The sequence below is a fragment of the Streptomyces sp. NBC_01306 genome, from assembly GCF_026340465.1.
Taxonomy (GTDB): Bacteria; Actinomycetota; Actinomycetes; order Streptomycetales; family Streptomycetaceae; genus Streptomyces.
On the sequence record NZ_JAPEPC010000001.1, the window covers coordinates 2,418,777 to 2,443,651 of the forward strand.

The following is a 24,875-nucleotide window of genomic DNA, read 5'->3' on the forward strand; positions in this document are numbered from 1 at the left end:
TGGTTGATCACTGCCGCTGATGCCGCCTGCGGGCGGATTGGTCAGACGGCGCCGAACTCTCCGGCCTTGACGCCTGCCACGAAGAAAGCGAACGAACCAGCGGTGAGACCCAGGACCGGGCCGCCCGGGTTCTTGGAGTCACGGACGGGGACCACGCCCCGCGGGGCGACGAGGTTGGTGGCGACCTCGACACACTGGCCACCGTTGTTGCTGTATGAGGACTTGAACCAGCGGGGAGAGTCGGTCGTGGTCGTCACGGGGTGCCCTTTCGTACCTGTTCGATCATGGCCACGGATGCCGCCTGGGAGGGCGATTCGGCCTGTAACTGATGGTAGGCCGTCAACATGGGAAGTACCGCGGTACTTTCTCGTTCGAGATGACCCCGCTGGGAGGACTCGGCGTACGACATCAGCGAGCGATCCGGCATCGTCAGCACCGTTACCGGAAGGTCGAAGGGTCGGTGCGCCCCCAAGTCGAACGGGGCGACCTGAAGCATGGTGTTCGGCTGCCCGGCGAACTCCACCAGCCGCGTCAACTGTGCGTCCATAGCAGCAGCATCACCGATGGACCGGCGGATACAGCTCTCGTCCAGCACCACCATGAGCACTGGAAGGGTCGGCCGAAAGAGCGCCGCTTGCCGCTCCGCGACGAGCGTGACCCGTTCGTCGGCCTGCTCAGCCGTGATAGCTCCGCGCCGTACGGCGTTCGCGGCAAGCACCGACGCGTACTCGGGGGTCTGGAGCAGACCGGGGACGATTCCAACTTCGTACAACCGGATCTCCACGGCCCGGCCTTCGTGCCCGACGTACTGCGGGAAGCCCTCCAGCAGCGACCCATGCCGGATCTCACGCCACTCGCGCTCGAACGAATCAGCAGTGTCGGCGATCCCGAACGCAACATCAGTACTGCGTGTGAAACGCAGAGTTGGAGGTTTGCGGCCGGTTTCAATTGCCGAAATATGCCTGCCCGTGTAACCGACCAGCGCGGCCAGTTCGTCCTGAGTCCAACCGCGCGCCTCGCGTAATCTGCGTAAACGCGCCCCGAAAGCCGCTTCCGGGCTTGCTTCAGGATTCAACTCCTTGCGGTTTACCAATGTGCCCTCCGCTGGCGCAACGTTGAAGACTGACTCGACTGTAGGTCACGCTGAGCCCGCTTGGTAGTGGAATGGCTACGGAGAGGAGCGGTGGTGCTCGCACAGAACACCCCGAATGGGCAGGAACCTTCCTACGTCCCGGACCTCGGCACGCTCATGGTCGATACGGGGCACGGCAATCAAACCGGGGAATTCCGGGGGCTCGCCGGCCCGTACTGGTCACTGCGGCCGGTCAACGGCGGCGCCGAATGGGAAGCCGTCCCCGAGCAGGTTCGGACCCCAACTCGCATAGAGCTTCTTGCCGCTGAGATCGCACGCATCAACGCCCGGAGCCGGAGCCGCAGGAGGCTGGAATCGTGACCCCCACCGGCACACCATCACCCGACGAGAACGATCATGAGTTCTGTCAGGAGTGCGAGGAGTACGACCTCGCGGAGGCGGTCGCCAGAGCCGAAGGCGACGCGAGCAGAGAGACCGACTGCCGGGTGCTGCGCAGGCGCCACCGGCAGGCCGAGCACGGAGGGCAGCAGCCGTGACGCTCTCACTGATCCGGCTGGTCTTCGCCGCAGGCGTCGTACAGGCCCGCTTACGCCGGTACCTGCCCCGCCTCACCCGCATACTCGCCCCGCAACCGCCCGGCCTGCCCGCCCTGTTCGCCGAACTCCAGCGCATCGAGTCCGACCTCGCCTACCGCACCCGGTTCTTCGCGGGCCTCAACGCCGCCGTCGCCGAACGCAACGCAGAACGCATCGCCGAACTCGAAGCACTCCGGACCGCACTCGACCAGCTCCAGAACCTGGTCTCCCCGGCAACAGCGAGCCTGCCGTACGACTGACAGCTCCCCCAGGATCGAGGTGTGAGCCGACATCACGGGCTTCGCATCCTCAGCGCCGCCGCCCGGGCTCAGCCCCGTTCATCAGCCCTGGACTCGGAAAATCCGACATCGAGCGAGGTATCGCGATGGAATCCGGCTGTTATGACGAGATCGATCTTCAGATCCTCCACGCTCTGCACCTGGACGCACGGGCGCCCTTCTCCCGGATCGCCTCCGTCATCGACGTCTCCGACCAGACCTGGCCCTCGTCCTGGCGCTCGCCCTGGCGCTCCTCCGCAAGCCTCACTGTTTCGCGACACACGACAGCCCCGGCGGGGTCCAGTACGAGGACCGCCCCGCCGGGGCTGTGATGTCACGTCATCTCAACTGCCAGGTGGGGCAGGACTGTCAGGTGGGTCCGGTCTCCCACCCCTGGCGCAACTGGCTCTCCGACGACGGCGCACGAGCCGCCCGTCTGCCCGCGCTCGGCACGCACCCTAGTACCAAGGGCGGGTGTCGGGTGCGGGCAGCGGCCGCAATGTTGGCCAGCATTCCAACAGGCGCACGGCCAGGGTGGAGCTGAGGCGGCCCACGGCGTGCAGGAGGTCGTGGTCGCGGGTCATGTCGGCGACCACGCCGAGGCGGTGAACAAGCCGCTCGCGGGCGGAGATGTAGCCCCACTCGAAGTCCTCGGTGGGTACCCGAGCGAGCTGGTCGACCGTCCCGCGGTGGGCCCGCTCGACGAGCGCGTCTCCCTGGATCAGCCAGCCGGCGCACGCATCGGCGAGGTCGCCCGGCACATCCCTGCCGGTAAGGCCGTGCCAGGTGGTCCGGTAGATGTCCTCGACCTCCGCGAGCGGGGCCGCGGTGACCGACATCGCGCACCAGCAGGTGGGGAAGCCGATGCGGAAGTACGCGAGCTCGACCAGTCCGTTCCCGAGCGAGGCCCGTTCGAAGTCGACGAAACGGACACCGTCGGTGGCGCGCAGGTCGTTGCCGGGGCACGGGTCGCCGTGCAGCAGCGCATGATGCGGAGTGGGGTCCAACCGGTCCAGGAGAGCGGTGAGTTCATCGAGAACCGCGGACGGGACGGACACGTCGAGCGCCCGGGCCAGGGCGAGGAAGGACTCCGCGTCGGCGGCCGTGGGCCCCGACCAGGCCGGGAGTGCGCCCGCGTCGGAGGGTCCGGTCAGGGCGTGCAGGCGGGCGAGCGACTCGGCGTACCCCGGCATCCAGTCGTCCGTCTTGCCGAGGTCGTCCAAGTGATCGAGGACCATCACCCGCGAGGGCAGGTCCGTGGCAAGCACCGCGGGAGCCACGGTGGGCCCGATCGCCCGTCCCGCCAGGCGCAGCCCAGCGACCTCCCGCGCGAAGCGCGTGTCCGCGTCGGCACCCGTGTCCCCGCCGTCGGTGATCTGCTTAACGATCACCAGACTCCGGTCGGCCAGCCGCACCCGCCACACCCGTGACCGCGGACTGCTGTCCAGAAGCTTGCTCCGCTTGGGGATGCCTACGGTGGAGCGCAGCGCTTCGCCGAACGGAAGCCGGTTCAGCATGCGGATGAGCCTAGCCTTGGCTCCGTACGCATGCGAGAGCCATGACCTGGGCCGATCCCCATTCCAAAACGCGCCCCAGGACGTGACGGCACGCCGCCCATGGGGCCGGAGCGTCCCCGTTCGTGCCGCTCATGGTGATATGGCCCCCGGTCTTCCAGCTGCCGCCTGGTCATCGGCGTAAGTCGGCGTAACTCGTCGGAGAATACGCCCGGTTGAAGCGCACGGTGAAGGTGGACACGGCTGGTGGGGCGGGTCACCAACTGCCTCACCCGTCCCGGGTCCGTACCGCCTCAGCCCCGCCCGCCCGGCGATTCCGCCGCCGCCAGCCACTCCAGCGCAGCGACCGTCAGCGCCGCCACGCCCGTGTCCAGGGTCGGTTGCATCACCGGGGCGAAGTGCGGGCTGTGGTTGACCGGGATGTCCTGGGCCACCGTGTTCTTCCTGACCGCGTCCGCGTACTTCTCCGGGTCCGCACCGCCGAACCCCCAGTAGGCGAACGGCGCGTCGAAGGCGCGCGGGATCTGGCTGAAGTCCTCGCTGGCCGTCTGGAGTTCGATCGTGCCCGCGTCGTCGCCGAAGTGCGCCGCGAAGGCCTTCGCCAGCCGGTCCGCGACATCCGCGTCGTTCACCGTGGCCGGGAACGAGGTGATGTGCTCGATGGCCGGCTCCTTCGGTGCGTTCGATGCGGTCGCCTCCGCCCTGACGCAGCGTTCGATCGCGTCCAGCACCTGGCGGCGGGTCGTCTCGTCGTACGTGCGGACGTTCAGCAGGATGACGGCGCTGTCGGGGATGACGTTCGGGCTCGCACCCGCCTGGATACTGCCGACCGTCAGCACGGCGGGCGTGGTGGCGGCCAGTTCGCGGGATACGACCGTCTGGAGCCGCACCACGCACAGCGCCGCCAGCACCACCGGGTCGACGGCGAACTGCGGCATGGAACCGTGGCCGCCGCGCCCGTACAGCGTGATGCGCAGACTGTCCGCCGCCGACAGGAACGAGCCGGGGCGCACCCCCACATAACCCGCCGGATACGGCAGCACATGCTGGGCGAGAGCCACGTCCGGGCGCGGGATCCGGTCGGCGAGACCGTCGTCGACCATCGCGTCGGCGCCGTCACCGTTCTCCTCCGACGGCTGGAACAGCACGGTCAGCGTGCCCCGCCACGCCTGCGGGGCAGCGGCCATCAGCCGGGCGAAGCCGAGCAGGCAGGTGACATGGGTGTCGTGTCCGCAGGCATGCATCACCGGCACTTCCGCACCGTCCGCGTCCGTGGTGGTCACCGTCGACGCGTACGGCAGCCCGGTGTCCTCGCGGACCGGCAGCGCGTCCATGTCCGCGCGCAGCAGCACCGTGGGGCCGTCGCCGTTGGCCAGGACGCCGACCACGCCGGTGCCGCCGATTCCTTCCGTGACCCCATACCCCCACTCGCGCAGCCGCTCGGCCACCCGCGCCGCGGTCCGCCGCTCGGCCAGGCCCAGCTCGGGGTGGGCATGGAGGTCCCGGTAGAAGTCCTCAAGATCGTCGCGGATGCCGTCCAGACCGCCGAGGATGTCGTCGGCACGGGAGGTGCTGGTCATGGGGATCCTTCCCGAAGCGTGGGGATACTTCCCGGGGCACAGGGATCCGAGATCCCTCACGAAGGCCGAGAGCAGGTGCGGGACCGGGGCACGGCCGGTGCGCGGCCGGTGCGGGACCGGCGCCCCCACCATCGTGGCCAGCCCCGGGCGGGCTGTCACCTGCGGGCTCAGCGACCGCCGTGCCGCCCCCGCCGGGCCCGTCAGGCAGAATCGGTGCATGACCCCTGAGCACCCCACACCGAAGCCCCCCGACCCGGTCTACGCCGACCGTGTCTACCGGTCACTCGCCGGGCTCGCGGGTGGCGTGCTGCTGCTCGCCCTCGCCCTCTGGCTGGGCATCGACGCCCTCGTCAACGGCCACGGGAACACTCCCTGGCTGGCCCTCGCCGGGCTGGTCCTCGTGATTCCGCTGGTGGTCGCCTTCACCCTGCGGCCCGCCGTGTACGCCAACGACGACCGGCTCAGGATCCGTAACCCCTTCCGTTCGATCACCCTGCCCTGGGCGTGCGTCGACGACATCCGCGCCGCGTACTCCACCGAGGCGTTCGTGGGCGGCAGCAAGTACCAGCTCTGGGCCGTGCCGGTCTCGCTGCGCCGCCGCAAGCGGGCCAACATCCAGCAGATGCGGGCTGCCGCGCCCGGTGCCGGGCAGCGCCAGAACCGCAATCCGTTCGCCCAGGGCGCGGACGCGGATCAGGGCCGCGCGCCGTCCGACCAGTCGGTCATCGAACTGCGCGAGCTCTCGGAGCGCGGCAGCGACCGGCCGACGGCACAGGGCACCCCCGAGGTCCGCTGGGCCTACGAGATCATGGCCCCGGCCGTGGCGGGCGCCGTCCTGCTCGCCGTGCTCCTCGCCGTGGGCTGACCCGGCGGATTCCCGGGGCCCGGAACCGGGATGGGCCCAAGTCCCGCGGGATCAGCTCCACTTGTGCTGGAATCTGGGCCATGACCGATGCTTGCGAGGGGGCCGGGACGGCCTCGTTCAGCGACCCGCCCGGTGGCCCGGCGTGCCGGCTGCTCGCCGAGTCCGAGCGGTTGCGCAACGAAGCACACCGGAAGACGACTCTCGCCGACCGACGAGCCGCGTTCTGGGCGGTCGCCGATATCGTCCTGGGCTTCCCTGCCGCCCTGCTCGCCGCGGTGTCCGGCGCGGCGGGTCTGACCACGCCGGATGCACGCACCCCTGCGGCGCTGCTGGCCCTGGCCTCTGCGGGGCTGTCGGCAGGGGCCGGGTTCCTGCGCAGCGACACACGGCGAATAGGCCACAAACGCGCCCGGAAGGCGTGGGCCGCCCTGGAGGGCGAGGCCACCGTTGCGCTGACGCGGGAGCATCTGGATCAAGAATCCCTCCGCCGCCTGTTCGAGATGCGCCAAGCCGCGCTGGCGGCCTACGAAGGTGACGACGCCTGATCGCAGAGCTGATCGCTGGTCGCTGGTCGCAGGACTGATCGCAGGACTCTCCGCGGGCCTGATCGCAGGTCCGACCGCAGAGCTGATCGCAGGACTCTCCGCGGGCCTGATCGCAGGTCCGACCGCAGAACTGATCGCGGGCCCGACCGCGGGCGCCATGCGAAGGGGGCCGGGGCCCTGTGCGGCCGAGGGAGGCGTGCGGCACAGCGGCGGATGCGTTGTCCCCCATGCCCGCACTCCGCGGCGCCTCAGCACACGGAGGCACCCCGCCCCCACCAGGAGGTTCACCGGCCCCCTGTACAGGTCGCTACGCGCGTAGATATGCTCATCTGGTGACCATGCCCACCACCGCCCCCTCCCCCGGCACCCCCGGCGAAGGACCCGCCTCCCGCCCGGGAGACGCACCCTCCGCAGGCGGCCTCGCCGACGTGACCGCATCCGACAGCGCGCTGCGCCGCTTCCTGCACGGCCTGCCCGGCGTCGACGCCGTCGGCCTCGAAGCGCGCGCCGCCGCCCTCGGCACCCGTTCGATCAAGACCACGGCGAAGGCGTACGCCATCGACCTGGCCATCTCGATGATCGACCTGACCACGCTCGAAGGCGCCGACACCCCGGGCAAGGTCCGGGCGCTCGCCGCCAAGGCCGTCCACCCCGACCCGACCGACCGCACCACCCCGATGACGGCCGCCGTCTGCGTCTACCCGGACATGGCCGCCACCGCGAAGGCCGCCCTGAACGGCGCGGACGTGAAGGTCGCGTCCGTCGCCACCGCCTTCCCGGCGGGCCGGGCCGCGCTGCCGGTGAAGCTCGCCGATGTGCGGGACGCCGTCGCGGCGGGGGCCGACGAGATCGACATGGTGATCGACCGGGGCGCGTTCCTCTCCGGCCGCTATCTCTCGGTGTACGAGGAGATTCAGGCCGTCAAGGCGGAGTGCGTGCGGCCCGGGGGCACCGCGGCACGGCTGAAGGTGATCTTCGAGACCGGTGAGCTGTCCACGTACGACAACATCCGCCGCGCCTCCTGGATCGGCATGATGGCGGGCGCGGACTTCATCAAGACGTCGACCGGCAAGGTCGCGGTCAACGCCACCCCCGCGAACACCCTGCTGATGCTGGAGGCGGTCCGCGACTTCCGCGCGCAGACCGGCATCCAGGTCGGCGTGAAGCCCGCGGGCGGGATCCGCTCCACGAAGGACGCGATCAAGTTCCTGGTGCTGGTCAACGAGACCGCGGGAGCCGACTGGCTGGACAGCCACTGGTTCCGCTTCGGCGCCTCCAGCCTGCTGAACGACCTGCTGATGCAGCGTCAGAAGCTCAGCACCGGCCGCTACTCCGGTCCCGACTACGTGACGGTGGACTGATCACCATGGCACTCTCATCCGCATTCGAGTACGCACCGGCTCCCGAGTCGCGTTCGGCCGTCGACATCGCCCCGTCCTACGGGCTCTTCATCGACGGCGAGTTCACCGAGGCGGCGGACGGCAAGGTCTTCAAGACCGTCAGCCCCTCCACCGAGGAGGTCCTGTCGGAGGTCGCCCGCGCGGGCACCACCGATGTGGACCGCGCTGTGCAGGCGGCCCGCAAGGCGTTCACGAAGTGGTCGGCGCTGCCCGGCTCCGAGCGCGCCAAGTACCTCTTCCGTATCGCCCGGATCATCCAGGAGCGCTCGCGCGAGCTGGCCGTCCTGGAGACCCTGGACAACGGCAAGCCGATCAAGGAGACCCGCGACACGGACCTCCCGCTGGTCGCCGCGCACTTCTTCTACTACGCGGGCTGGGCCGACAAGCTCAGCCATGCCGGGTTCGGTGCGAATCCGAGGCCGCTGGGCGTCGCGGGCCAGGTCATCCCGTGGAACTTCCCGCTGCTGATGCTCGCCTGGAAGATCGCCCCGGCCCTCGCCACCGGCAACACCGTGGTGCTCAAGCCGGCCGAGACGACCCCGCTGAGCGCGCTGTTCTTCGCGGACATCTGCCGCCAGGCGGGCCTGCCGAAGGGCGTCGTCAACATCCTCCCCGGATACGGGGACGCGGGCGCCGCACTGGTCGAGCACCCGGACGTCAACAAGGTGGCCTTCACCGGCTCCACCGCCGTCGGCAAGGCCATCGCCCGCTCCGTCGCGGGGACCGACAAGAAGGTCACCCTGGAACTGGGCGGCAAGGGCGCGAACATCGTCTTCGACGACGCACCCGTCGACCAGGCCGTCGAGGGCATCGTCACCGGCATCTTCTTCAACCAGGGCCAGGTCTGCTGCGCGGGTTCACGGCTGCTGGTCCAGGAGTCGGTGCAGGAAGAGGTGGTGGACGCGCTGAAGCGGCGGCTGGCCACGCTGCGCCTGGGCGACCCGCTCGACAAGAACACCGACATCGGCGCCATCAACTCGGCCGAGCAGCTCGCACGTATCCAGAAGCTCGCGGACACGGGCGAGGCGGAGGGCGCCGAGCGCTGGTCGCCCGCGTGCGAACTCCCCACGTCCGGCTACTGGTTCGCGCCGACGGTCTTCACCGGTGTCACCCAGGCGCACACCGTCGCGCGCGACGAGATCTTCGGCCCGGTGCTCTCGGTGCTGTCGTTCCGTACGCCCGACGAGGCCGTCGCCAAGGCCAACAACACGCAGTACGGCCTGTCCGCCGGCATCTGGACGGAGAAGGGCTCGCGCATCCTCGCGGTCGCGAACAAGCTCCGCGCCGGTGTGGTGTGGGCCAACACATTCAACAAGCTGGACCCGACCTCGCCCTTCGGCGGCTACAAGGAATCGGGCTACGGCCGCGAGGGCGGCCGGCACGGCCTGGAGGCGTACCTCGCCCCGTCGAGCCCGGAGGGCAAGCGCTGATGAGCACCGTTGAGCAGCAGAACCGGCTGAGCGTCTTCAAGACCTACAAGCTGTACGTCGGGGGCAAGTTCCCCCGCTCCGAAAGCGGGCGCGTGTACGAGGTGACCGACTCCAAGGGCAACTGGCTGGCCAACGCCCCGCAGTCCTCCCGCAAGGACGCGCGGGACGCGGTCGTCGCGGCGCGCAAGGCGTTCGGCGGCTGGTCGGGCGCGACCGCGTACAACAGGGGCCAGGTCCTCTACCGCGTGGCCGAGATGCTGGAGGGCCGCCGGGACCAGTTCGTACGCGAGGTGGCGGACGCCGACGGCATCTCCAAGCAGAAGGCCGGCGCCGTGGTGGACGCGGCGGTCGACCGCTGGGTCTGGTACGCGGGCTGGACGGACAAGATCGGCCAGATCGTGGGCGGGGCGAACCCGGTCGCGGGCCCGTTCTTCAACCTCTCGACCCCCGAGCCGACGGGTGTGGTGGCGGTCGTCGCCCCGCAGGACTCCTCGTTCCTGGGTCTCGTGTCGGTCGTCGCCCCGGTCATCGCGACCGGCAACACGGCGGTCGTCATCGCCTCCGCGAAGTCCCCGCTGCCCGCGCTCTCGCTCGGCGAAGTGCTGGCGACGTCGGACCTGCCGGGCGGTGTGGTCAATGTGCTGTCCGGAAAGACGGCGGAGATCGCCGCGCCGCTCGCCGCGCACCAGGATGTCAACGCCATCGACCTGACAGGTGCGGATGCCGAGTTGGCACGCGACCTGGAGATCGCCGCTGCGGACAACCTCAAGCGGGTACTGCGTCCACAGGCTGTGGACTTCACGGCCACGCCCGGCACGGAGCGGCTCACGGCGTTCCTGGAGACGAAGACGGTCTGGCACCCGACGGGCGCCCTGGGCGTGTCGGGCTCGTCGTACTGAGCCTGGCACTGAGCCCGGACCGGCGGGCCGCCGCCCGCCACGGGGACGGCTGCACGGGAGGCCCCCGCCGCCGCTGAATGTCGAGTTCAGCGGCGGCGGGGGCCTCTCCGGTACGCGGCCGCGGTGGACCCGCTCTCCGGTCTTCAGCGGCCGGGCAGCAGGTCCTTGAGCGCACCGCCGCTGGTCAGCGGGGAGGTGAGCACGGCCGTCGAGACGGGCTTGAAGTCCGCGACCTGGGTGCCGACCGCGTTGTCCAGCGGGTCGACCCCGGTCTTGGCCAGCGGGTCGAGCTGGAGGGCCGCCACCGGAGCGGTGGCATGGCCGACCGCACCGGTCAGCACCTGGACCGGCGACGGGCCGAGGCTGCCGAGGACCGCGGTGGGGCCGCCCGAGCCGGTGGCCGCGGGCGTGGCAGCCTGCGCGGCCGCACCGCCCATACCGAGCGCCGCACCGGCCACGGAGACGGTGAGGCCGATACGGAGCAGGGAGTTCCGCCGGGGCTTGGGGGCTGCATGTGATGCCATGGGATTCCTGACTCGCAGAGTAAGCAGATGAGCACAAAGAGTAGTTGCTGTGCGCTCTTCGCTCCAAAGACCGCAGCAACCTCACTCCTGGGAGTAGCACGGACCGCTGAATGCGGGAGAATGTTCTTCCGTGAGTTCCTCCCGGTCCATCCAGCCCATACCGGCCCGTGTCGTCCTGCTCGCGGGCCCCTCCGGATCCGGCAAGTCGTCCCTCGCCGCGCGCTCGGGCCTGCCCGTGCTGCGTCTGGACGACTTCTACAAGGAGGGCGACGACCCGACGCTGCCGCAGGTCCTCGGCAGCGCGGACATCGACTGGGACTCACCGCTGTCGTGGGACGCGGACGCGGCGGTCGCCGCGATCCAGGAGCTGTGCCGGACGGGCCGTACCGCCGTGCCCGTGTACGACATCTCCGCCAGCGCCCGCGTCGACCGCGAGACGTTCGACACCGGCGGGGCACCCGTGTTCATCGCGGAGGGCATCTTCGCGGCGGACATCGTGCGGCGGTGCGAGGAACTGGGCGTACTGGCGGACGCGCTCTGTCTGCGCGGGCGGCCTTCCACGACGTTCCGGCGACGGCTGCTGCGGGATCTGCGCGAGGGACGGAAGTCGGTGCCGTTCCTGCTGCGGCGGGGGTGGCGGCTGATGCGGGCCGAACGGGGCATCGTGGCACGGCAGTCGGGCCTGGGCGCGTACCCCTGCGACAAGCAGGAGGCACTGGACCGCCTGGCGGCGGCCTGCGCACCGGCCGGCTCCCTGGCCCCCGCCCGTCGGGCCGGGTCGGCCCGGCCGGTCTGACTCTGCCGGAGCACGGCGGGTCAGGTGCGGGTCACCGTTCCGCGACGGCGAGCACGAGCTTGCCTGTGGTCGTACCCGACTCGATGCGGCGGTGCGCCTCGGCGGCCTGGTCCAGTGGCAGAGTCTCCACCTGTACCCGCAGCTCCCCCGCGGCCCCGGCGGCCACCGCGCGGCGCAGTGCCTGGCCGGTCTCCTCGGGGAAAGCGGCGGAGAAGGCCGCCAGGTTGAAGCCCGAGACGGTCTTGTTGGTGAACCACAGGTCGTTGGCCGGGATGCCGACGTCCTCGGCTCCTGAGGCGTTGCCCATCACCACCAGGCGTCCCATCGGGGACAGCTGGTCGAGGCCGGCGCGGCGGGTGGGACCGCCGACCATGTCGACCACGATGTCGAACTCGCCGGCGTCCGCGGCCTGGTCGCGCAGGATCACCTCGTCGTAGCCGAAGCCCTTGGCGATATCGATCTTGGATTCGCTGCCGACGGTCCCGACCACACGGCCCGCGCCCAGCAGGCGAGCGGCCTGGCCGAGCTGGCTGCCCACGCCGCCGGCCGCCGCGTGGACCAGAACGCTCTCTCCGGGCTCGATCCGGGCCACCCGGTCGAGCACCAGAAACGCGGCGGTGCTGTTGGACGGCAGCGCCGCGGCGACGTCGAGCCCGACACCGGAGCCGTCCAGCGGTGCGACCAGGCTCGCGGAGGTGAGCACCACCTCGGCGTAGCCACCACTGTCGACGATCGTGAGTGCCGCCACCGGCTGCCCGACGCGCAGGTCCGCGACGCCGTCGCCCAGGGCTCGGATCCGCCCCGCCACCTCGATGCCGGGCACGAAGGGGAGCGGCACGTCGACGACGCCCCGCCGGTAGAGGATCTCGGCGAAGTTGGCTCCCGCGTACGCCACATCGATGGCGACCTGGCCGGGCCCGGGTTCGGGGACCGGCACTGTGGCGATGCGGAGCACCTCGGCTTCGCCGAACTCGGGGATGGTCACTGCCTTCATCTGCGCGCTGCTGCTGTTCATGTCACCGATCCTGCCGCCACGACGGCAGAGCAGGCAGTGCCTCCTCATCCTGGGTGTGGCACCACCAGGCTGTACGGCCGCACCGGCGTCTCCTTCCGCTGCCGGGTACCGGCACCGGAAGGAGGTGGGCTGCGCGGGATCAGGGTGTGACCAACCCCCGTCCGACGCTAGACGGTTCGCCGTATGGCGAATGGCCGGACGGCGGTCACCGGCCACGGGGCGGCCACCGCCCGTGTGTCGGCACGTGAGTTGTCCGGGACACCCGGTGCGGCAGGGCACGAGACCGCGGCCCAGACCGCCTTGCCGTCGTTGTCGGGAGTGGTCCAGCCCCAGGTCTCGCTCAGGCAGTCGATGATGTGCAGACCGCGGCCCGACTGGGCCATGAAGTCCGGTTCCTTGACCCGCGGAACGGCAGTGCTGGAGTCGCAGACCGCGAACAGCACGGTCCCGCGTCTGCGCAGCATCCCCAGCCAGACCGCCGGGCCGGGGGCGGACCGGGCCGGCAGGGCCCCGAGTCCGTACCGCAGGGCGTTGCTGAGGAGTTCGGAGACGATGAGCGCCGCGTTGTCGACGAGGGGGCTCAACGCCCAGTCGCGCAGCAGGGATCCGCTGAAACGGCGGCCCTCGCCGACCGCCTGGCCCCCGGCCGGCAGTGCGCAGGCCGTGAAGCGGACGGACGCGGCGTCTGTCTCCTCGTGCCCCTCGTGCCGGAACGCGTCGCACAGCGCACGGCCCAGCAGTCGGTGGACGGTCGGCCCGGGTAAGGCGCCAATTGGTCCGGTCGAGCGGGATGTCATCGCGATCTCCGAGGAGCAGCCAGACGTCACGAGCGGTTGATCGGCTGCCACTATCCCCCTCCGAGGGATGGTGCCGCAACTGCATCTGCAATTACAGTTCCGGCTGACGCAATTGCCGCGGCAAGTGCAGCTGCAATTGCATCTGCATGATGCCTGGTCAGACGTGCGCACCACGACGAGGAGTGATCAAAATGCAACAGATTGCGAACGGAACACAATCCGACTTGATCGACAATGCGCACTGGAAGAAGAGTCGGCACAGTGCTCCCGGAGGCAACTGCGTGGAGGTCGCCGCGCTCCCCGACGGCAGCGTCGCGATGCGCAACTCCCGTCATCCGCAGGGTCCCGCGCTGGTCTACACGCGTGCGGAGATCGCCGCGTTCATCGCCGGGGCCAAGGACGGCGAGTTCGACGCACTGTCCATCTGAGGCCATCGGTAGCGGCGGGCACCGCCCTGCTGTACGCGCCCCGGGGGCAGATGGAACACTGGCACTCTTCGTGTCCGTCCAGTCGCCTTACGGGAGTTGGCATGACCGCCATACAGCGGCCGAGCAGGGAACAGCTTTCGATAAGGCGGTACCTGGACCACCAGCACATCGGTCCGACCGCCCTGCGCATCCTGCTGGGGGCACGGCTGCGGCGGCTCCGGCAGGACCGCGGTGTCTCGCGGGTGGACTCAGGCAGGGCGATCCGGGCGTCGGACGCCAAGATCACCCGGCTCGAACGCGGTCAGGTCGGATTCAAGCAGCGCGATGTCATCGACCTGCTGACCCTCTACCGCGTACTGGACGAGGAAGTCCGGGCCGACTACCTGGAGATGACCCGGCAGGCCAACCTGCCGGGGTGGTGGCACCGTTACAACGACGTGCTGGAGAACTGGTTCGAGCTGCACGTCGGCCTGGAGGAGGCCGCGTCCCTCGTCCGTACCTACGAGGTCCAGTTCCTCCCCGGTCTGCTCCAGACACCTGAGTACGCCCGGGTCATCACCCGCCTCGGCTACCCGAACGCTCCCGAATCCAAGGTGAGCCGCCTGGTCGAGCTCCGTATGGAGCGGCAGAAGCTGCTCACCCGGCCGGATGCGCCGACGCTGTGGACGGTCGTGGACGAGGCCGTCCTGCGCCGCCCCTTCGGCGGGGCCGATGTGATGCGCGGACAGCTCGAACATCTCCTCGAAGTGGCCGAACTGCCCAATGTCACAGTACAGATCGCCCCGTTCAGCGTGGGCGCGATGGCGGCGGCCGGCACCCCCATCACCATCCTGCGGTTCAACGAACCGGACCTGCCGGACAAGGTCTACCTGGAGCAGCTGACCGGCGCGGTCTACCTCGACAAGCAGGACGAGATCGACCACTACTCGCTGATCATGGACCGCCTGGTCACCGAGGCGGACCCGCCGCAGGACGCCGCCCCGTTCATCAAGCGGCTCCTCGACCGGGCATAGCCCGGCCGCGGTCGGCCACGGAGCGCCGCACGCGGTGAGGCCACGGTCGGCCACGTATCGCCGCGGGCCGGCCGCAGACCAGCCGCGGACCGGACACGGGAAGAGGGCCGGACAGGCCACCCCCGGCCTGTCCGGCCCTCTTCCGCTTCCCCCGGGCTCCCCCGAACCCCGCCCCCATCAACGCCCGCCGTTTCCCCCCGGAACGGCGACCCTCCCCCGATCCCTCAGGCGACGAGTTCGCCGAAGGACTCCTGCTCGTCACGGCCGAAGCTGAGGACGTCGTCCTCGCGCAGCCGGCGCAGGGAGCGCCAGATGCTGGACTTCACCGTGCCGACACTGATGTCGAGAATCTCCGCGATCTCGGGATCCGTACGGCCCTCGTAGTACCGCAGCACCAGCATCGTGCGCTGCGTCTCGGGCAGCCGGGCCAGCGCCTGCCAGAGCACCGCGCGCAGCTCCGTGCCGCGCATCGCGTCCGTGTCGCCCACCGTCTCCGGGAGCTGCTCGGTCGGGTACTCGTTGAGCTTGCGCCGGCGCCAGGCGCTGATGTGCAGGTTGGTCATCGTGCGGCGCAGATACCCGCCCACGGCCGCCTTGTCGCTGATCCGGTCCCAGGCGCGGTACGTCGAGAAGAGCGCGCTCTGGAGCAGGTCCTCGGCCTCGAAACGGTCGCCGGTCAGGTGGTAGGCGGTGGCGTACAGGGAAGCGCGGCGCTCCTGTACGTAGGCGGTGAATTCCGCCTCCGACGCGGAGGGCCCCTCCTCCGGGGTCTCCCGGCGCACCACCGGCTGGCTCGGCACGGCCGCCTTCGCGACCGGCGCTGGTGCGTCAACCACCGTCATGTACGCCGGGTGCTGACGCCCGGTGCCACGAGAGCACCCCCGCCCTCCCGCGGCACCGGACTTCTCGATGTTGCGTGCGGTCACCACGTCGTGGAGCCGCGTGATTACTGCGCCGGAGTTGTTGCTGTGCAGTGTGTTCATCTCGCGCCCCCCGCCGTGGAGTCGTGCTTCGGTCTGTTGATGAAGAGCTTGCCTCCGCAGTTTCATGGGGTTGTCTGTCGACTGTCACAGGCGCGTCACAAGGGGCGGGGCGGGAGGTGATGTGAGTGACAGCAGAGGCGACAGAGGCGGCAGGCCAGGGGCTCTGCCCGCGGCCCCCGGAGCGCCTGCGGCGGGGCTCTCGGCGGGTTCCGGGAGCCGTCCCCGGGAGGTTCGCCGCGCGGTGACGGAGGCCTCCACGCAGAGTCACGGCAGCCACGTAACCGCTCCAGAGGTCGAACTCCCCTGTCCCATGGGCCAGAATGGCCCCCGTGCCTTTCCTGTTGCTGATTGAGGACGACGACGCCATCCGTACGGCTCTTGAGCTGTCTCTGTCACGCCAGGGGCACCGGGTGGCCACAGCCGCCACCGGCGAGGACGGTCTTCAGCTGCTGCGCGAGCAGCGGCCCGACCTGATCGTGCTGGATGTGATGCTGCCCGGAATCGACGGATTTGAGGTGTGCCGGCGGATCAGACGCACCGACCAACTGCCGATCATCCTGCTGACCGCGCGCAACGATGACATCGACGTGGTGGTCGGCCTCGAATCCGGTGCCGACGACTATGTGGTGAAGCCGGTGCAGGGGCGGGTGCTCGACGCCCGTATCCGCGCCGTGCTGCGCCGCGGGGAGCGCGAGTCCACCGACTCCGCCGCCTTCGGGAGTCTCGTCATCGACCGTTCGGCGATGACCGTGACGAAGAACGGCGAGGATCTCCAGCTCACCCCGACCGAGCTGCGCCTGCTGCTGGAACTGAGCCGCAGGCCCGGACAGGCGCTCTCCCGCCAGCAGTTGCTGCGGCTGGTCTGGGAGCACGACTACCTCGGTGACTCACGGCTGGTCGACGCCTGCGTGCAGCGGCTGCGCGCGAAGGTGGAGGACGTGCCGTCCTCACCGACCCTGATCCGTACGGTCCGCGGCGTCGGCTACCGGCTGGACACGCCTCAGTGACTCGTCCGTCCCTCCACGGGCTGCGCCTGACCAGCCTGCGGCTGCGCCTCGTCGTCGTCTTCGCCCTGGTCGCGCTCACCGCGGCCGTCTCCGCCTCCGGCATCGCGTACTGGCTCAACCGCGAGGCGGTGCTGACCCGTACCCAGGACTCCGCGCTCAAGGACTTCCGCCAGGAGATGCAGAGCCGGGCTGCCCCGCTGCCGCTGAAGCCGACGCAGAACGAGCTGCAGACCACGGCGGCGCGGATGGCCGCGTCCAGCAACCCCGGTTACAGCGTGCTGCTGGTCGGTGAGCGCGCCAAGGGCAAGCCCGTCATCGGCTACTCCGACCTGGACACCTTCACGCTCGCCGATGTGCCGCACCAGCTGCAGGAAGCGGTGGCCAGGCAGCAGAAGGTCGGCTCGGACGAGCACTCCACGTACCACCTCTTCTGGCAGCGCATCACGCTGCGCGGGAAGCCGTACCTGGTGGGCGGTGCGAAGGTCATCGGGGGCGGGCCCACCGGCTACATGCTCACCTCGCTCGACCAGGAGCGGCAGGACCTCAGCTCCCTCGCCTGGTCGCTGGCCATCGCCACGGCGCTGGCCCTGATCGGCTCGGCGCTGCTCGCCCAGGCCGCGGCGACGACGGTGCTCCGGCCCGTGCAGCGCCTCGGCGAGGCGGCGCGGCGGCTCGGTGAGGGCAAGCTCGACACCCGGCTGAGGGTCTCGGGCACGGACGAGCTGGCCGAGCTGTCCAGGACGTTCAACAAGACGGCCGAGGCACTGGAGAAGAAGGTCAGCAACATGAGCGAGCGGGAGGAGGCCAGCCGCCGCTTCGTCGCCGACATGTCGCACGAGCTGCGGACGCCGCTGACCGCGATCACCGCCGTCTCGGAGGTCCTGGAGGAGGAGGCGGACAGCCTCGATCCGATGATCGCGCCGGCCGTGCAGCTGGTGGTGAGCGAGACCCGCAGGCTGAACACCCTGGTGGAGAATCTGATGGAGGTCACCCGCTTCGACGCGGGAACGGCCCGGCTGGTGCTCGACGACGTGGACATCGCCGACCAGATCACCGCGTGCATCGACGCCCGCGCCTGGCTCGACGCGGTGGAGCTGGACGCGGACCGCGGCATCATGGTGCGCCTCGACCCGCGCCGTCTCGATGTGATCCTGGCGAATCTGATCGGGAACGCGCTGAAGCACGGCGGTTCACCGGTCCGGGTGGCCGTGCGGATCGAGGGCGAGGAGCTGGCCATCGCGGTGCAGGACCACGGCCCCGGCATTCCCGAGGACGTACTCCCGCACGTATTCGACCGCTTCTACAAGGCGAGCGCGTCCCGGCCCCGTTCCGAAGGCAGCGGGCTCGGCCTCTCCATCGCGATGGAGAACGCGCACATCCACGGCGGCGACATCACCGCGTCGAACGCGCCGGACGGCGGCGCGGTCTTCGAACTGCGGCTGCCGCGCGACCCGGTGGATCCGGCCCGCGACGCCCAGGAAGGCGACGGCGCATGAGGGCCGGACGAACGAAACCCGCAGCGATACTGATGGGCCTGGCCGCTCTGTGTGCCCTGACGGCCGGGTGCGGCATCCGGGACACCTCCGTACCGGTGGATGCCGGCGCCGCGCCGTCGCGGGTGCCGTGCAACCTCCCCGCGGACGGTGACACGGCGCAGGCGCCGCAGGGCATCCCGGTCCGGGTCTATCTGGTCTGCGGGAGCCGGCTCGTCCCCGTCGACCGCACGGTGCAGATAGCGGAGGGCCGCACGCTCTCCGACGGTGTGCGGGTCGCGGAGAAGCTCCTCGACGAGCTGCGCGAGAAGCCCACCGTGACCGAGAAGGAGGCCGGGTTCAGCACCGATGTGCAGGACTCCCTGTCCGTGAGCGAGGGGCGCAAGAGCGACCCCGCGGGTGCGCTGCGGCTGAGCCGCGACCCGGCGGACCTGCCGGCCAACGCGCTGGCCCAGATCGTCTGTACGTACGCGGAGAGCGCGGCGGCGGAGACGGACGGCTCGGTGGTACTCGGCGGCCCGGACGGGGATCCGCCGCGCGCGTACTCCTGCACCCAGCAGCTGAAGACCCGGCCGGACGCCGACCCGGAGCTGGGCGACCTGCGGCGGTAGTGCCGCAGTGCCCCGCCCCGCGCCCGGTACCGGTGCGGGCCCAGTGGGGATTCGGTGACGGCACGGTGACAAAGCCAGCGGAACCGATCCCACCGGTAGCCGCGTCCTGTGTGGTGTGCGTCAAGGTACGGGCGGTCGCTCCGTCATCCGTTTTCGCGTCGTGGGGGTTGTCCTCCTCGCCGCGCATCTTCTGATTGTCGGCTGGCTGACCCTGCGCCCGCTGGACGTGATGTGGGTGACCGCCTCGAACTTCACGCCGTTCGCCGGCATCAGAGCGGATCTCGCTCTGGGCGCCCTGCAGGCGACCCGCAGAATCGGTGAGGCGCTGCTGCTGCTCGCCCCGCTGGGGGTGCTGCTGCCGCTGGCCGGCGGCCGGCTGCGGGTGTCGCCCTGGGCCTCGCTGGCCCGCACGGTCGCGGCGGGCGCGCTGATCTCGCTGGCCATCGAGCTGCTGCAGACCGGAGTGCCCGGGCAGGTGGTCGATGTGGACTCGCTGCTGCTCAACACGGCGGGCGTCGCGATGGCGCACGTGCTCGTGGTGCCCGCCGTGCGGTGCCGGCTGCGGCGCCGGGGGGTGGAGCGCTCGGAACGCGCCGCCGTCCTTCCGGATGAGGCCCTTCAGGGAGCCACCCCGACGATTCCCAGGGTCGGGATCGCACCGTAGAGCGATGCTCCTTCCGCCACGGCGCGTCATGATGGATGTACAGGGAGCGCGACGGAGCCGCTCCCGCAACGCTTCGCGAAGGAGCCCCACATGTCCGCACTTGCCCGCCCCCGTGAAGGCCGTGTCCTCGGCGGAGTGTGCGCAGCGCTGGCTCGGCGCTTCGGCACCTCTGCGACCACCATGCGCGTGATCTTCGTCGTCTCCTGCCTGCTGCCGGGGCCGCAGTTCCTGCTGTATCTGGCGCTGTGGATCCTGCTGCCCGGCGAGAAGTCGCCGTCGGCGGCCTGGTAGTCCGGAGCCCGCCCGGCGGTCCGGGACCCGTACACGACAGACGGGGCGCACACCCCTGGGACGGGTGTGCGCCCCGTCTTCGACTGTGCCGGGGGGGGCTGCCGGGTGTCAGCGGCCGATGCTGCCCACCGCGTCCGTCACGGTCCCGGTCGGCAGACCGCCGAGGAGGCCCTTGTTGCCGCTACTGCCCTGGAGCGCCCGCTTCGCACCGCCGACCGTGTGCTGTCCGGACTGCACGGAGTTCCCCTTGCCGGCCGGGATCTTCGACGTGACCTGGTCCAGCGGGAGCGTGCTGGTGACCGAACCCAGCGTGCCCGTCACGTCCGGAGTGACCGGTACGACGGACGCAGAGGCGGTACCGGCGGCGGTCGCGGCGAAAGCGGCACCGAGAACGGCGACACCGAGGGTCTTGGCAGCAGACTGCTTCATGAGGAGAACGTCCTTGTGATGCGAGGGGAGGGGGAATTGAGCGGCTACGCAAGGTAGCCAGCCCGGCACGCCCCCCGCAAACGCGGCGAAGCGGCCGGGAAAGTCGCTCCCGGCCGCCCGTTCGACGGTATGGTCAGCGCGCCCCAGCCGCGGAACCACTGGTCACAGCGGTCTGACGGAAGAGCCACTCGGCCTTGAGTTCCGCGTATCCGGGCTTGATGACGTCGTTGATCATGGCAAGGCGTTCATCGAAAGGAATGAATGCGGATTTCATCGCATTGACCGTGAACCACTGCATGTCGTCGAGCGTGTAGCCGAACGCGTCGACCAGGTGCTCGAATTCATGGGTCATGGTGGTGCCCGACATCAGCCGGTTGTCCGTGTTGACGGTGGTCCGGAAGTGCAGCTTCCGCAGCAGCCCGATGGGGTGCTCGCCGTACGAGTCGGCGGCGCCGGTCTGCAGGTTCGAGGTGGGGCACATCTCCAGCGGGATCCGCTTGTCCCGTACGTACGAGGCGAGGCGCCCCAGCTTCACCGTGCCGTCGTCGGCGACCTCGATGTCGTCGATGATCCGCACCCCGTGCCCGAGCCGGTCCGCGCCGCACCACTGGAGCGCCTGCCAGATCGACGGCAGCCCGAAGGCCTCACCCGCGTGGATGGTGAAGTGGTTGTTCTCCCGCTTCAGATACTCGAAGGCGTCCAGGTGACGGGTGGGAGGGAAGCCGGCCTCGGCGCCCGCGATGTCGAAGCCGACGACGCCCAGATCCCGGTAGCGGTTGGCGAGTTCGGCGATCTCCAGGGCGCGGGCCGCGTGCCGCATCGCGGTGAGCAGGGCGCCGACCCGGATCCGGTCGCCGTTCTCCCTGGCCAGCCGCTCGCCCTCGCGGAACCCCTCGTTCACGGCCTCCACGACCTCTTCGAGGGTGAGACCGCCCTCCAGGTGCTGCTCGGGGGCGTACCGGACCTCGGCGTACACGACGCCGTCCTTGGCGAGGTCCTCGGCGCACTCGGCGGCGACGCGCACCAGCGCCTCGCGGGTCTGCATGACGGCGCAGGTGTGCGCGAAGGTCTCCAGATACCGCTCCAGCGAACCGGAGTCGGCCGCTTCGCGGAACCAGACGCCGAGCTTGTCGGCGTCCGTCTCGGGGAGAGCCGTGTACCCGGTCGCGCGGGCGATCTCGATGATCGTGCCGGGGCGCAGGCCCCCGTCGAGGTGATCGTGCAGGAGCACCTTCGGAGCTCGGCCGATCTGATCCGTGGTGGGCGATTGCATGGTCTGGCTCGTCATCTGGGCACTTTAGCCCCTACGCGCGTAGATCGTGCCCCGTCGATATGTAACAGTGACCGTTCGGAAGGGTGGAGTACACCTCCGCTTCTGAGACTGTTCCGTTATGGCACAGCAAGCACCAGCCCCGCCGGAAGCCAGGCTGGGACGGGCAGTTGGGGCAGGCGGGACACAGTCCGCGGTCAGCGGTGTGGTCCTGCTGCTCCCCGACGGCGACCCGGTCTCCCGGCGCCGCTCCTCCCCCCTGCCGTACGCGTCCCTGCGCCCGCCGGCCCGCAGGCTGGCCCGCGCGGGCCGGGGCGACGGGCTCGCGGCCCATGTCGTGCGCTACCGCTTCCGCGGCTGGAACGGTACGGACGCACACCTCGCCGAGGACGCGTCCTGGGCGGTGGACGAGGCGCTGCGGCGGTACGGCGACGTCCCGGTCTGCCTGGCGGGCCACGGCATGGGCGGCCGCGCCGCGCTGCACGCCGCGGGCCACCACGCGGTCACCTCGGTCCTGGCCGTCGCCCCGTGGCTGCCCGACGACGACGTGGCCGCCGAGCCCGAACCGGTGAAGCAGCTGGTGGGGCGGCAGGTCCTCATCGTGCACGGCACCACGGACGCCCGCTCCGACCCCGAACTCTCCTACCGGCTCGCGGAACGCGCCAAGAAGACCAACCGCGACACCTGCCGCTTCGAGGTCCACTCCGACGGGCACTCCCTGCGCCAGCACCGGTCCGAAGTGGTGGCGCTGGCTTCGGACTTCGTACGGGGGGCGCTGTTCTCGCACGCGTACGCGCGGCCGGTGGTGGACGCGTTCGCGGCGCCGCCGCCGCTGGGGCTGCGGATGCCGCTGGCCGCGGGGTTCGGCCGGACGCTCCAGTAGCGGGGCGTCCGGCGGTGGGGGCGGCGGGGCGTTCCCGGTGCTACTCCGGCAGCAGCCGCCCCCGCCGCGCCAGCAGGAACTGCTTGAACGCGGCCACCGGGGCCGTGTCCGGATGTCCGTCCAGCCACGCCACCCCGATCTCCCGCACCGCCCGCGGAGCGGTCACCGCCAGCTCCACCACGCCCGGCCTGGCCACCGCGGGCGGTGGCAGCAGCGCCACTCCGAGCCCCGCGGCGACCAGCCCGCGCAGCGTCTCCGCCTCCTCGCCCTCGAAGGCGATCCGCGGGGTGAACCCGGCCTCGGCGCACAGGTCGTCGGTGATGCGGCGCAGCCCGAACCCCGGCTCCAGCGTCACGAAGGCCTCGTCGGCGGCCTCGGCGAGCCTGACCCGTCTGCGCCCGGCGAGCCGGTGGTCGTCCGGCACCACGAGCCGCAGCCGTTGCTCGTCCAGACGCCGGGCGACCAGATCGGGCGCGTCCGGCACCGGGGAGGTCAGACAGAGGTCGAGCTCCCCGGCGCGCAGCCGTTTGATCATCGCCTCGCCGTAGTTCTGGACGAGCTGGAACCGCACCCTCGGGTGGTCGGCCCGGAAGGCGCGGATCAGCCCGGGCACGGTCTCGGGGCCCAGGGTGTGCAGGAAGCCGAAGGTGATCCGGCCGGAAGCGGGGTCGGCGTCCGCCCGTACGGAGTCCGCGGCCCGCTCGACCTCCGTGAGCGCCCGCTCCACGGTCGACAGGAAGGTCCGGCCCGCGGGCGTCAGCGAGACGGAGCGGCCCCGGCGCGCGAACAGCGCCACGCCCAGGTCCGTTTCGAGTCTGACCATGGCGCGCGACAGCGTGGACTGCGGCACCGACAACTCGTGTGCGGCCCGGGTGACATGTTCGTGGCGCGCGACCGCCGCGAAGTACGCCAGCCGGGGCGCGAGCAGGAGCTGGATGTCTTCTTCGTAACTACTGGGTGACAGCCGCGGCTGTGAGCTGTGCTGATGCGCCATGGGAACGATTATGGCCAGTCCATGCATTGGACGCATGAGAACCCCGGACCTACGTTCGGGGTATGCCTCCTGCCAGTACCGGGGCACTCACCACCGTGAGTGCCTCCGCCGCGCCGTCCCTGCCCGAGCAGCTCACCCCCGGCCGCCCCGGCTACCGCCGCATGAGTTTCGCGCTCTTCTCCGCGGGCATGGCGACCTTCGCCCTCCTCTACTCGACCCAGGCTCTGCTGCCCGCGATCAGCTCCGGCCTCGGCGCCACGGCGGCCCAGGCCAGCTGGACGGTCTCGGCGGCGACCGGCGGGCTCGCCGTGTGCGTGGTGCCGCTGAGCGCGCTGTCCGAGCGGTTCGGGCGGCGGACGATGATGACGGCGTCCCTCTCGGTCGCCGTGGCCATCGGCCTGCTGGTGCCCTTCGCGCCGAACGTGAGCTCGCTGATCGTGCTGCGCGCCGTGCAGGGCGCCGCCATCGCCGGGCTCCCGGCATCGGCGATGGCTTTCCTCGCCGAGGAGGTGCGGCCCAAGGCGCTGGTCGCCGCGATCGGGCTGTTCGTCGCCGGGAACTCCATCGGCGGCATGAGCGGGCGCATCCTGGCCGGCTGGGTCGCCCAGGCCTGGGGCTGGCGCGCGGCGCTCGGCGCGCTCGGGCTGATGTCGGTCGTCTGCGCGGTCGTCTTCCGGCTGATGCTCCCCCGGGCCCGGAACTTCACCGCGGCCCCGCTCGACCCGCGCGCCCTGGGCCGCACCGTCGCCACCCACATCGGCGACCCGCTGCTGCGCAGGCTGTACGCGATCGGCGCGCTCTTCATGACGGTCTTCGGCGCCGTCTACACGGTGATCGGCTACCGGCTGGTGGGCGCCCCGTTCAACCTGCCGCAGGGGCTGGTCGGCTCGGTCTTCCTGGTCTATCTCGTCGGTACGGTCTCCTCGGCGACGGCCGGCCGGCTCGTCGGCCGGCTGGGCCGCCGGGGTGCGCTGTATCTGGCGGTGTCGACGGCCGCGGCGGGGCTGCTGCTCTCGCTGTCCGACTCGATCGCCGCCGTGCTCCTGGGCCTCGTCCTGATCACCGCCGGGTTCTTCGCCGGGCACGCCGTCGCGTCCTCGTCGGTGAGCCGTACGGCGAAGACGGGCCGCGCCCAGGCGTCGGCGCTGTACCAGGCGGCGTACTACCTGGGCAGCAGCGCGGGCGGTGTGCTCGGAGCCGCCGCCTTCCACGCCGGGGGCTGGGCGGGCACCGTGGCGCTGGGGCTGCTCGCGCTGGCCGGCGTGCTGGCGATCACGCTGTACGGGTCGCACAGCGCGCGGGCGGCCGCACGGCGGACACCGGTGGGTGTCTCCCCAGCGGCGGGTTCCCCGAAAAGGTGGCCCGTCGGCTGATCCGTGTGCCGTTGTCAGTGGCCCCCTGTAGTTTCGGAATCGCTGGTGCGATCGGGACCGAGCCCGGAATCAAGCCCGGAATCAAGCTCGGAATCAGGCTCGGGAAACAAGCAGGGGGCACCCTT

29 protein-coding genes and 1 pseudogene are annotated in these 24,875 nt (G+C 70.7%); 19 read left to right on the plus strand and 11 right to left on the minus strand.

All coding sequences use genetic code 11. The annotated features are described in order from the left end of the window. Window positions 1-41: 41 nt before the first annotated feature. Both OG385_RS10330 and OG385_RS10335 read right to left on the minus strand, forming a co-directional pair. Window positions 42-257 (minus strand): DUF397 domain-containing protein, encoded by a 216-nt coding sequence (locus OG385_RS10330; RefSeq protein WP_266853904.1) that lies wholly within the window; start codon window positions 255-257, stop codon window positions 42-44. Beyond that, a complete protein-coding gene (locus OG385_RS10335; RefSeq protein ID WP_266853906.1) occupies window positions 254-1,093 on the minus strand; it encodes a helix-turn-helix transcriptional regulator in 840 nt (279 codons plus the stop codon). The genes OG385_RS10330 and OG385_RS10335 overlap by 4 nt, the downstream gene beginning before the upstream one ends. Before the next feature lie 93 nt (window positions 1,094-1,186). On the opposite strand from OG385_RS10335, the gene OG385_RS10340 reads away from it, so the two are divergent. The 4 genes and pseudogenes from OG385_RS10340 to OG385_RS10355 form a co-directional block, all read left to right on the plus strand. Then, window positions 1,187-1,453 carry a hypothetical protein gene (locus OG385_RS10340; RefSeq protein WP_266853908.1) on the plus strand — a complete coding sequence of 89 codons (267 nt, stop codon included), beginning with the start codon at window positions 1,187-1,189 and terminating at the stop codon, window positions 1,451-1,453. After that, a complete protein-coding gene (locus OG385_RS10345; RefSeq protein WP_323183717.1) occupies window positions 1,450-1,629 on the plus strand; it encodes a hypothetical protein in 180 nt (59 codons plus the stop codon). Before OG385_RS10340 ends, OG385_RS10345 begins: the two co-directional genes overlap by 4 nt. Further along, on the plus strand, window positions 1,626-1,928 hold the full coding sequence (locus OG385_RS10350; protein WP_266853910.1) for a hypothetical protein: 303 nt from the start codon (window positions 1,626-1,628) through the stop codon (window positions 1,926-1,928). Before OG385_RS10345 ends, OG385_RS10350 begins: the two co-directional genes overlap by 4 nt. Before the next feature lie 125 nt (window positions 1,929-2,053). After that, a pseudogene (locus OG385_RS10355) lies at window positions 2,054-2,167 on the plus strand (AsnC family protein); the annotation flags it as partial. A 237-nt stretch (window positions 2,168-2,404) separates the two neighbouring features. Here the strand turns inward: OG385_RS10355 and OG385_RS10360 are convergent. Both OG385_RS10360 and OG385_RS10365 read right to left on the minus strand, forming a co-directional pair. Continuing rightward, window positions 2,405-3,463 carry a phosphotransferase family protein gene (locus tag OG385_RS10360; RefSeq protein ID WP_266853912.1) on the minus strand — a complete coding sequence of 353 codons (1,059 nt, stop codon included), beginning with the start codon at window positions 3,461-3,463 and terminating at the stop codon, window positions 2,405-2,407. Window positions 3,464-3,753: 290 nt separating this feature from the next. After that, entirely contained in the window at window positions 3,754-5,040 is a 1,287-nt protein-coding gene (locus OG385_RS10365) for an amidohydrolase (RefSeq protein ID WP_266853914.1), read from the minus strand. Window positions 5,041-5,257: 217 nt separating this feature from the next. Between OG385_RS10365 and OG385_RS10370 the strand changes: the two genes are divergently transcribed. From OG385_RS10370 to OG385_RS10390, 5 genes are all read left to right on the plus strand, one after another. Continuing rightward, the gene (locus tag OG385_RS10370; protein ID WP_266853916.1) at window positions 5,258-5,905 is read left to right on the plus strand and encodes a PH domain-containing protein; all 648 of its coding nucleotides are present in this window, start codon (window positions 5,258-5,260) and stop codon (window positions 5,903-5,905) included. 80 nt (window positions 5,906-5,985) lie between these two features. Beyond that, a complete protein-coding gene (locus tag OG385_RS10375) occupies window positions 5,986-6,450 on the plus strand; it encodes a hypothetical protein (protein ID WP_266853918.1) in 465 nt (154 codons plus the stop codon). A gap of 338 nt (window positions 6,451-6,788) precedes the next feature. Next, window positions 6,789-7,811 (plus strand): deoxyribose-phosphate aldolase, encoded by a 1,023-nt coding sequence (deoC, locus tag OG385_RS10380; protein ID WP_266860747.1) that lies wholly within the window; start codon window positions 6,789-6,791, stop codon window positions 7,809-7,811. Window positions 7,812-7,816: 5 nt separating this feature from the next. Continuing rightward, on the plus strand, window positions 7,817-9,280 hold the full coding sequence (locus OG385_RS10385) for an aldehyde dehydrogenase family protein (protein WP_266853919.1): 1,464 nt from the start codon (window positions 7,817-7,819) through the stop codon (window positions 9,278-9,280). Continuing rightward, window positions 9,280-10,179, plus strand: a complete 900-nt coding sequence (locus OG385_RS10390; RefSeq protein ID WP_266853921.1) for an aldehyde dehydrogenase family protein — start codon at window positions 9,280-9,282, stop codon at window positions 10,177-10,179. The genes OG385_RS10385 and OG385_RS10390 overlap by 1 nt, the downstream gene beginning before the upstream one ends. Window positions 10,180-10,322: 143 nt before the next feature. Here OG385_RS10390 and OG385_RS10395 read toward each other — a convergent pair whose 3' ends face one another. Continuing rightward, entirely contained in the window at window positions 10,323-10,703 is a 381-nt protein-coding gene (locus tag OG385_RS10395; RefSeq protein ID WP_266853923.1) for a hypothetical protein, read from the minus strand. A 106-nt stretch (window positions 10,704-10,809) separates the two neighbouring features. Here OG385_RS10395 and OG385_RS10400 point away from each other — a divergent pair, with 106 nt between their 5' ends. Further along, the gene (locus tag OG385_RS10400; RefSeq protein WP_266860749.1) at window positions 10,810-11,499 is read left to right on the plus strand and encodes a uridine kinase; all 690 of its coding nucleotides are present in this window, start codon (window positions 10,810-10,812) and stop codon (window positions 11,497-11,499) included. A gap of 31 nt (window positions 11,500-11,530) precedes the next feature. On the opposite strand, the gene OG385_RS10405 is transcribed toward OG385_RS10400, so the two are convergent. Next, window positions 11,531-12,514: a zinc-binding dehydrogenase gene (locus tag OG385_RS10405; RefSeq protein ID WP_266853924.1), complete on the minus strand. Its 984-nt coding sequence runs from the start codon at window positions 12,512-12,514 to the stop codon at window positions 11,531-11,533. A 167-nt stretch (window positions 12,515-12,681) separates the two neighbouring features. Further along, complete coding sequence (locus OG385_RS10410) at window positions 12,682-13,311, minus strand: ATP-binding protein (RefSeq protein ID WP_266853926.1); 630 nt, start codon at window positions 13,309-13,311, stop codon at window positions 12,682-12,684. A gap of 191 nt (window positions 13,312-13,502) precedes the next feature. Between OG385_RS10410 and OG385_RS10415 the strand changes: the two genes are divergently transcribed. After that, on the plus strand, window positions 13,503-13,739 hold the full coding sequence (locus tag OG385_RS10415) for a DUF397 domain-containing protein (RefSeq protein WP_266853928.1): 237 nt from the start codon (window positions 13,503-13,505) through the stop codon (window positions 13,737-13,739). Between the two features lie 101 nt (window positions 13,740-13,840). Beyond that, the gene (locus OG385_RS10420) at window positions 13,841-14,752 is read left to right on the plus strand and encodes a helix-turn-helix transcriptional regulator (RefSeq protein WP_266853930.1); all 912 of its coding nucleotides are present in this window, start codon (window positions 13,841-13,843) and stop codon (window positions 14,750-14,752) included. Window positions 14,753-14,976: 224 nt separating this feature from the next. Here OG385_RS10420 and OG385_RS10425 read toward each other — a convergent pair whose 3' ends face one another. Next, window positions 14,977-15,735 carry a SigE family RNA polymerase sigma factor gene (locus OG385_RS10425; protein ID WP_266853932.1) on the minus strand — a complete coding sequence of 253 codons (759 nt, stop codon included), beginning with the start codon at window positions 15,733-15,735 and terminating at the stop codon, window positions 14,977-14,979. Window positions 15,736-16,064: 329 nt separating this feature from the next. On the opposite strand from OG385_RS10425, the gene afsQ1 reads away from it, so the two are divergent. From afsQ1 to OG385_RS10450, 5 genes are all read left to right on the plus strand, one after another. Beyond that, the gene (gene afsQ1 / locus OG385_RS10430) at window positions 16,065-16,742 is read left to right on the plus strand and encodes a two-component system response regulator AfsQ1 (RefSeq protein WP_266853934.1); all 678 of its coding nucleotides are present in this window, start codon (window positions 16,065-16,067) and stop codon (window positions 16,740-16,742) included. After that, entirely contained in the window at window positions 16,739-18,238 is a 1,500-nt protein-coding gene (locus tag OG385_RS10435) for a HAMP domain-containing sensor histidine kinase (RefSeq protein WP_266853936.1), read from the plus strand. The genes afsQ1 and OG385_RS10435 overlap by 4 nt, the downstream gene beginning before the upstream one ends. After that, window positions 18,235-18,846: a hypothetical protein gene (locus OG385_RS10440; RefSeq protein WP_266853938.1), complete on the plus strand. Its 612-nt coding sequence runs from the start codon at window positions 18,235-18,237 to the stop codon at window positions 18,844-18,846. Before OG385_RS10435 ends, OG385_RS10440 begins: the two co-directional genes overlap by 4 nt. A gap of 115 nt (window positions 18,847-18,961) precedes the next feature. Next, entirely contained in the window at window positions 18,962-19,510 is a 549-nt protein-coding gene (locus OG385_RS10445; RefSeq protein WP_266853940.1) for a VanZ family protein, read from the plus strand. 90 nt (window positions 19,511-19,600) lie between these two features. Further along, entirely contained in the window at window positions 19,601-19,801 is a 201-nt protein-coding gene (locus OG385_RS10450) for a PspC domain-containing protein (protein WP_164258416.1), read from the plus strand. Between the two features lie 108 nt (window positions 19,802-19,909). Here the strand turns inward: OG385_RS10450 and OG385_RS10455 are convergent, their stop codons facing one another. Together OG385_RS10455 and OG385_RS10460 are read right to left on the minus strand one after the other, a co-directional pair. Beyond that, window positions 19,910-20,230, minus strand: coding sequence for an ATP-binding protein (locus OG385_RS10455; protein WP_266853945.1), 321 nt, complete (start codon window positions 20,228-20,230; stop codon window positions 19,910-19,912). A gap of 133 nt (window positions 20,231-20,363) precedes the next feature. Continuing rightward, complete coding sequence (locus OG385_RS10460) at window positions 20,364-21,518, minus strand: adenosine deaminase (RefSeq protein WP_266853946.1); 1,155 nt, start codon at window positions 21,516-21,518, stop codon at window positions 20,364-20,366. Window positions 21,519-21,621: 103 nt separating this feature from the next. On the opposite strand from OG385_RS10460, the gene OG385_RS10465 reads away from it, so the two are divergent. Continuing rightward, window positions 21,622-22,383 carry an alpha/beta hydrolase gene (locus tag OG385_RS10465; RefSeq protein WP_266853948.1) on the plus strand — a complete coding sequence of 254 codons (762 nt, stop codon included), beginning with the start codon at window positions 21,622-21,624 and terminating at the stop codon, window positions 22,381-22,383. Window positions 22,384-22,423: 40 nt separating this feature from the next. Here the strand turns inward: OG385_RS10465 and OG385_RS10470 are convergent, their stop codons facing one another. Then, complete coding sequence (locus tag OG385_RS10470) at window positions 22,424-23,377, minus strand: LysR family transcriptional regulator (RefSeq protein WP_266853950.1); 954 nt, start codon at window positions 23,375-23,377, stop codon at window positions 22,424-22,426. 62 nt (window positions 23,378-23,439) lie between these two features. Between OG385_RS10470 and OG385_RS10475 the strand changes: the two genes are divergently transcribed. After that, window positions 23,440-24,750: an MFS transporter gene (locus tag OG385_RS10475; RefSeq protein WP_266853951.1), complete on the plus strand. Its 1,311-nt coding sequence runs from the start codon at window positions 23,440-23,442 to the stop codon at window positions 24,748-24,750. Window positions 24,751-24,875: the final 125 nt, after the last annotated feature.

Coding starts and splice junctions, on each gene's coding strand:
- OG385_RS10405 (WP_266853924.1), bottom strand. CDS start 12,514: ATGAACAGCAGCAGCGCGCAGATGAAGGCAGTGACCATCCCCGAGTTC.
- OG385_RS10440 (WP_266853938.1), top strand. CDS start 18,235: ATGAGGGCCGGACGAACGAAACCCGCAGCGATACTGATGGGCCTGGCC.
- OG385_RS10460 (WP_266853946.1), bottom strand. CDS start 21,518: ATGACGAGCCAGACCATGCAATCGCCCACCACGGATCAGATCGGCCGA.
- OG385_RS10410 (WP_266853926.1), bottom strand. CDS start 13,311: ATGACATCCCGCTCGACCGGACCAATTGGCGCCTTACCCGGGCCGACC.
- deoC (WP_266860747.1), top strand. CDS start 6,789: ATGCCCACCACCGCCCCCTCCCCCGGCACCCCCGGCGAAGGACCCGCC.
- OG385_RS10470 (WP_266853950.1), bottom strand. CDS start 23,377: ATGGCGCATCAGCACAGCTCACAGCCGCGGCTGTCACCCAGTAGTTAC.
- OG385_RS10420 (WP_266853930.1), top strand. CDS start 13,841: ATGACCGCCATACAGCGGCCGAGCAGGGAACAGCTTTCGATAAGGCGG.
- OG385_RS10465 (WP_266853948.1), top strand. CDS start 21,622: ATGGCACAGCAAGCACCAGCCCCGCCGGAAGCCAGGCTGGGACGGGCA.
- OG385_RS10455 (WP_266853945.1), bottom strand. CDS start 20,230: ATGAAGCAGTCTGCTGCCAAGACCCTCGGTGTCGCCGTTCTCGGTGCC.
- OG385_RS10395 (WP_266853923.1), bottom strand. CDS start 10,703: ATGGCATCACATGCAGCCCCCAAGCCCCGGCGGAACTCCCTGCTCCGT.
- OG385_RS10370 (WP_266853916.1), top strand. CDS start 5,258: ATGACCCCTGAGCACCCCACACCGAAGCCCCCCGACCCGGTCTACGCC.
- OG385_RS10425 (WP_266853932.1), bottom strand. CDS start 15,735: ATGAACACACTGCACAGCAACAACTCCGGCGCAGTAATCACGCGGCTC.
- OG385_RS10450 (WP_164258416.1), top strand. CDS start 19,601: ATGTCCGCACTTGCCCGCCCCCGTGAAGGCCGTGTCCTCGGCGGAGTG.
- OG385_RS10475 (WP_266853951.1), top strand. CDS start 23,440: ATGCCTCCTGCCAGTACCGGGGCACTCACCACCGTGAGTGCCTCCGCC.
- OG385_RS10385 (WP_266853919.1), top strand. CDS start 7,817: ATGGCACTCTCATCCGCATTCGAGTACGCACCGGCTCCCGAGTCGCGT.
- OG385_RS10365 (WP_266853914.1), bottom strand. CDS start 5,040: ATGACCAGCACCTCCCGTGCCGACGACATCCTCGGCGGTCTGGACGGC.
- OG385_RS10415 (WP_266853928.1), top strand. CDS start 13,503: ATGCAACAGATTGCGAACGGAACACAATCCGACTTGATCGACAATGCG.
- OG385_RS10390 (WP_266853921.1), top strand. CDS start 9,280: ATGAGCACCGTTGAGCAGCAGAACCGGCTGAGCGTCTTCAAGACCTAC.
- OG385_RS10360 (WP_266853912.1), bottom strand. CDS start 3,463: ATGCTGAACCGGCTTCCGTTCGGCGAAGCGCTGCGCTCCACCGTAGGC.
- OG385_RS10375 (WP_266853918.1), top strand. CDS start 5,986: ATGACCGATGCTTGCGAGGGGGCCGGGACGGCCTCGTTCAGCGACCCG.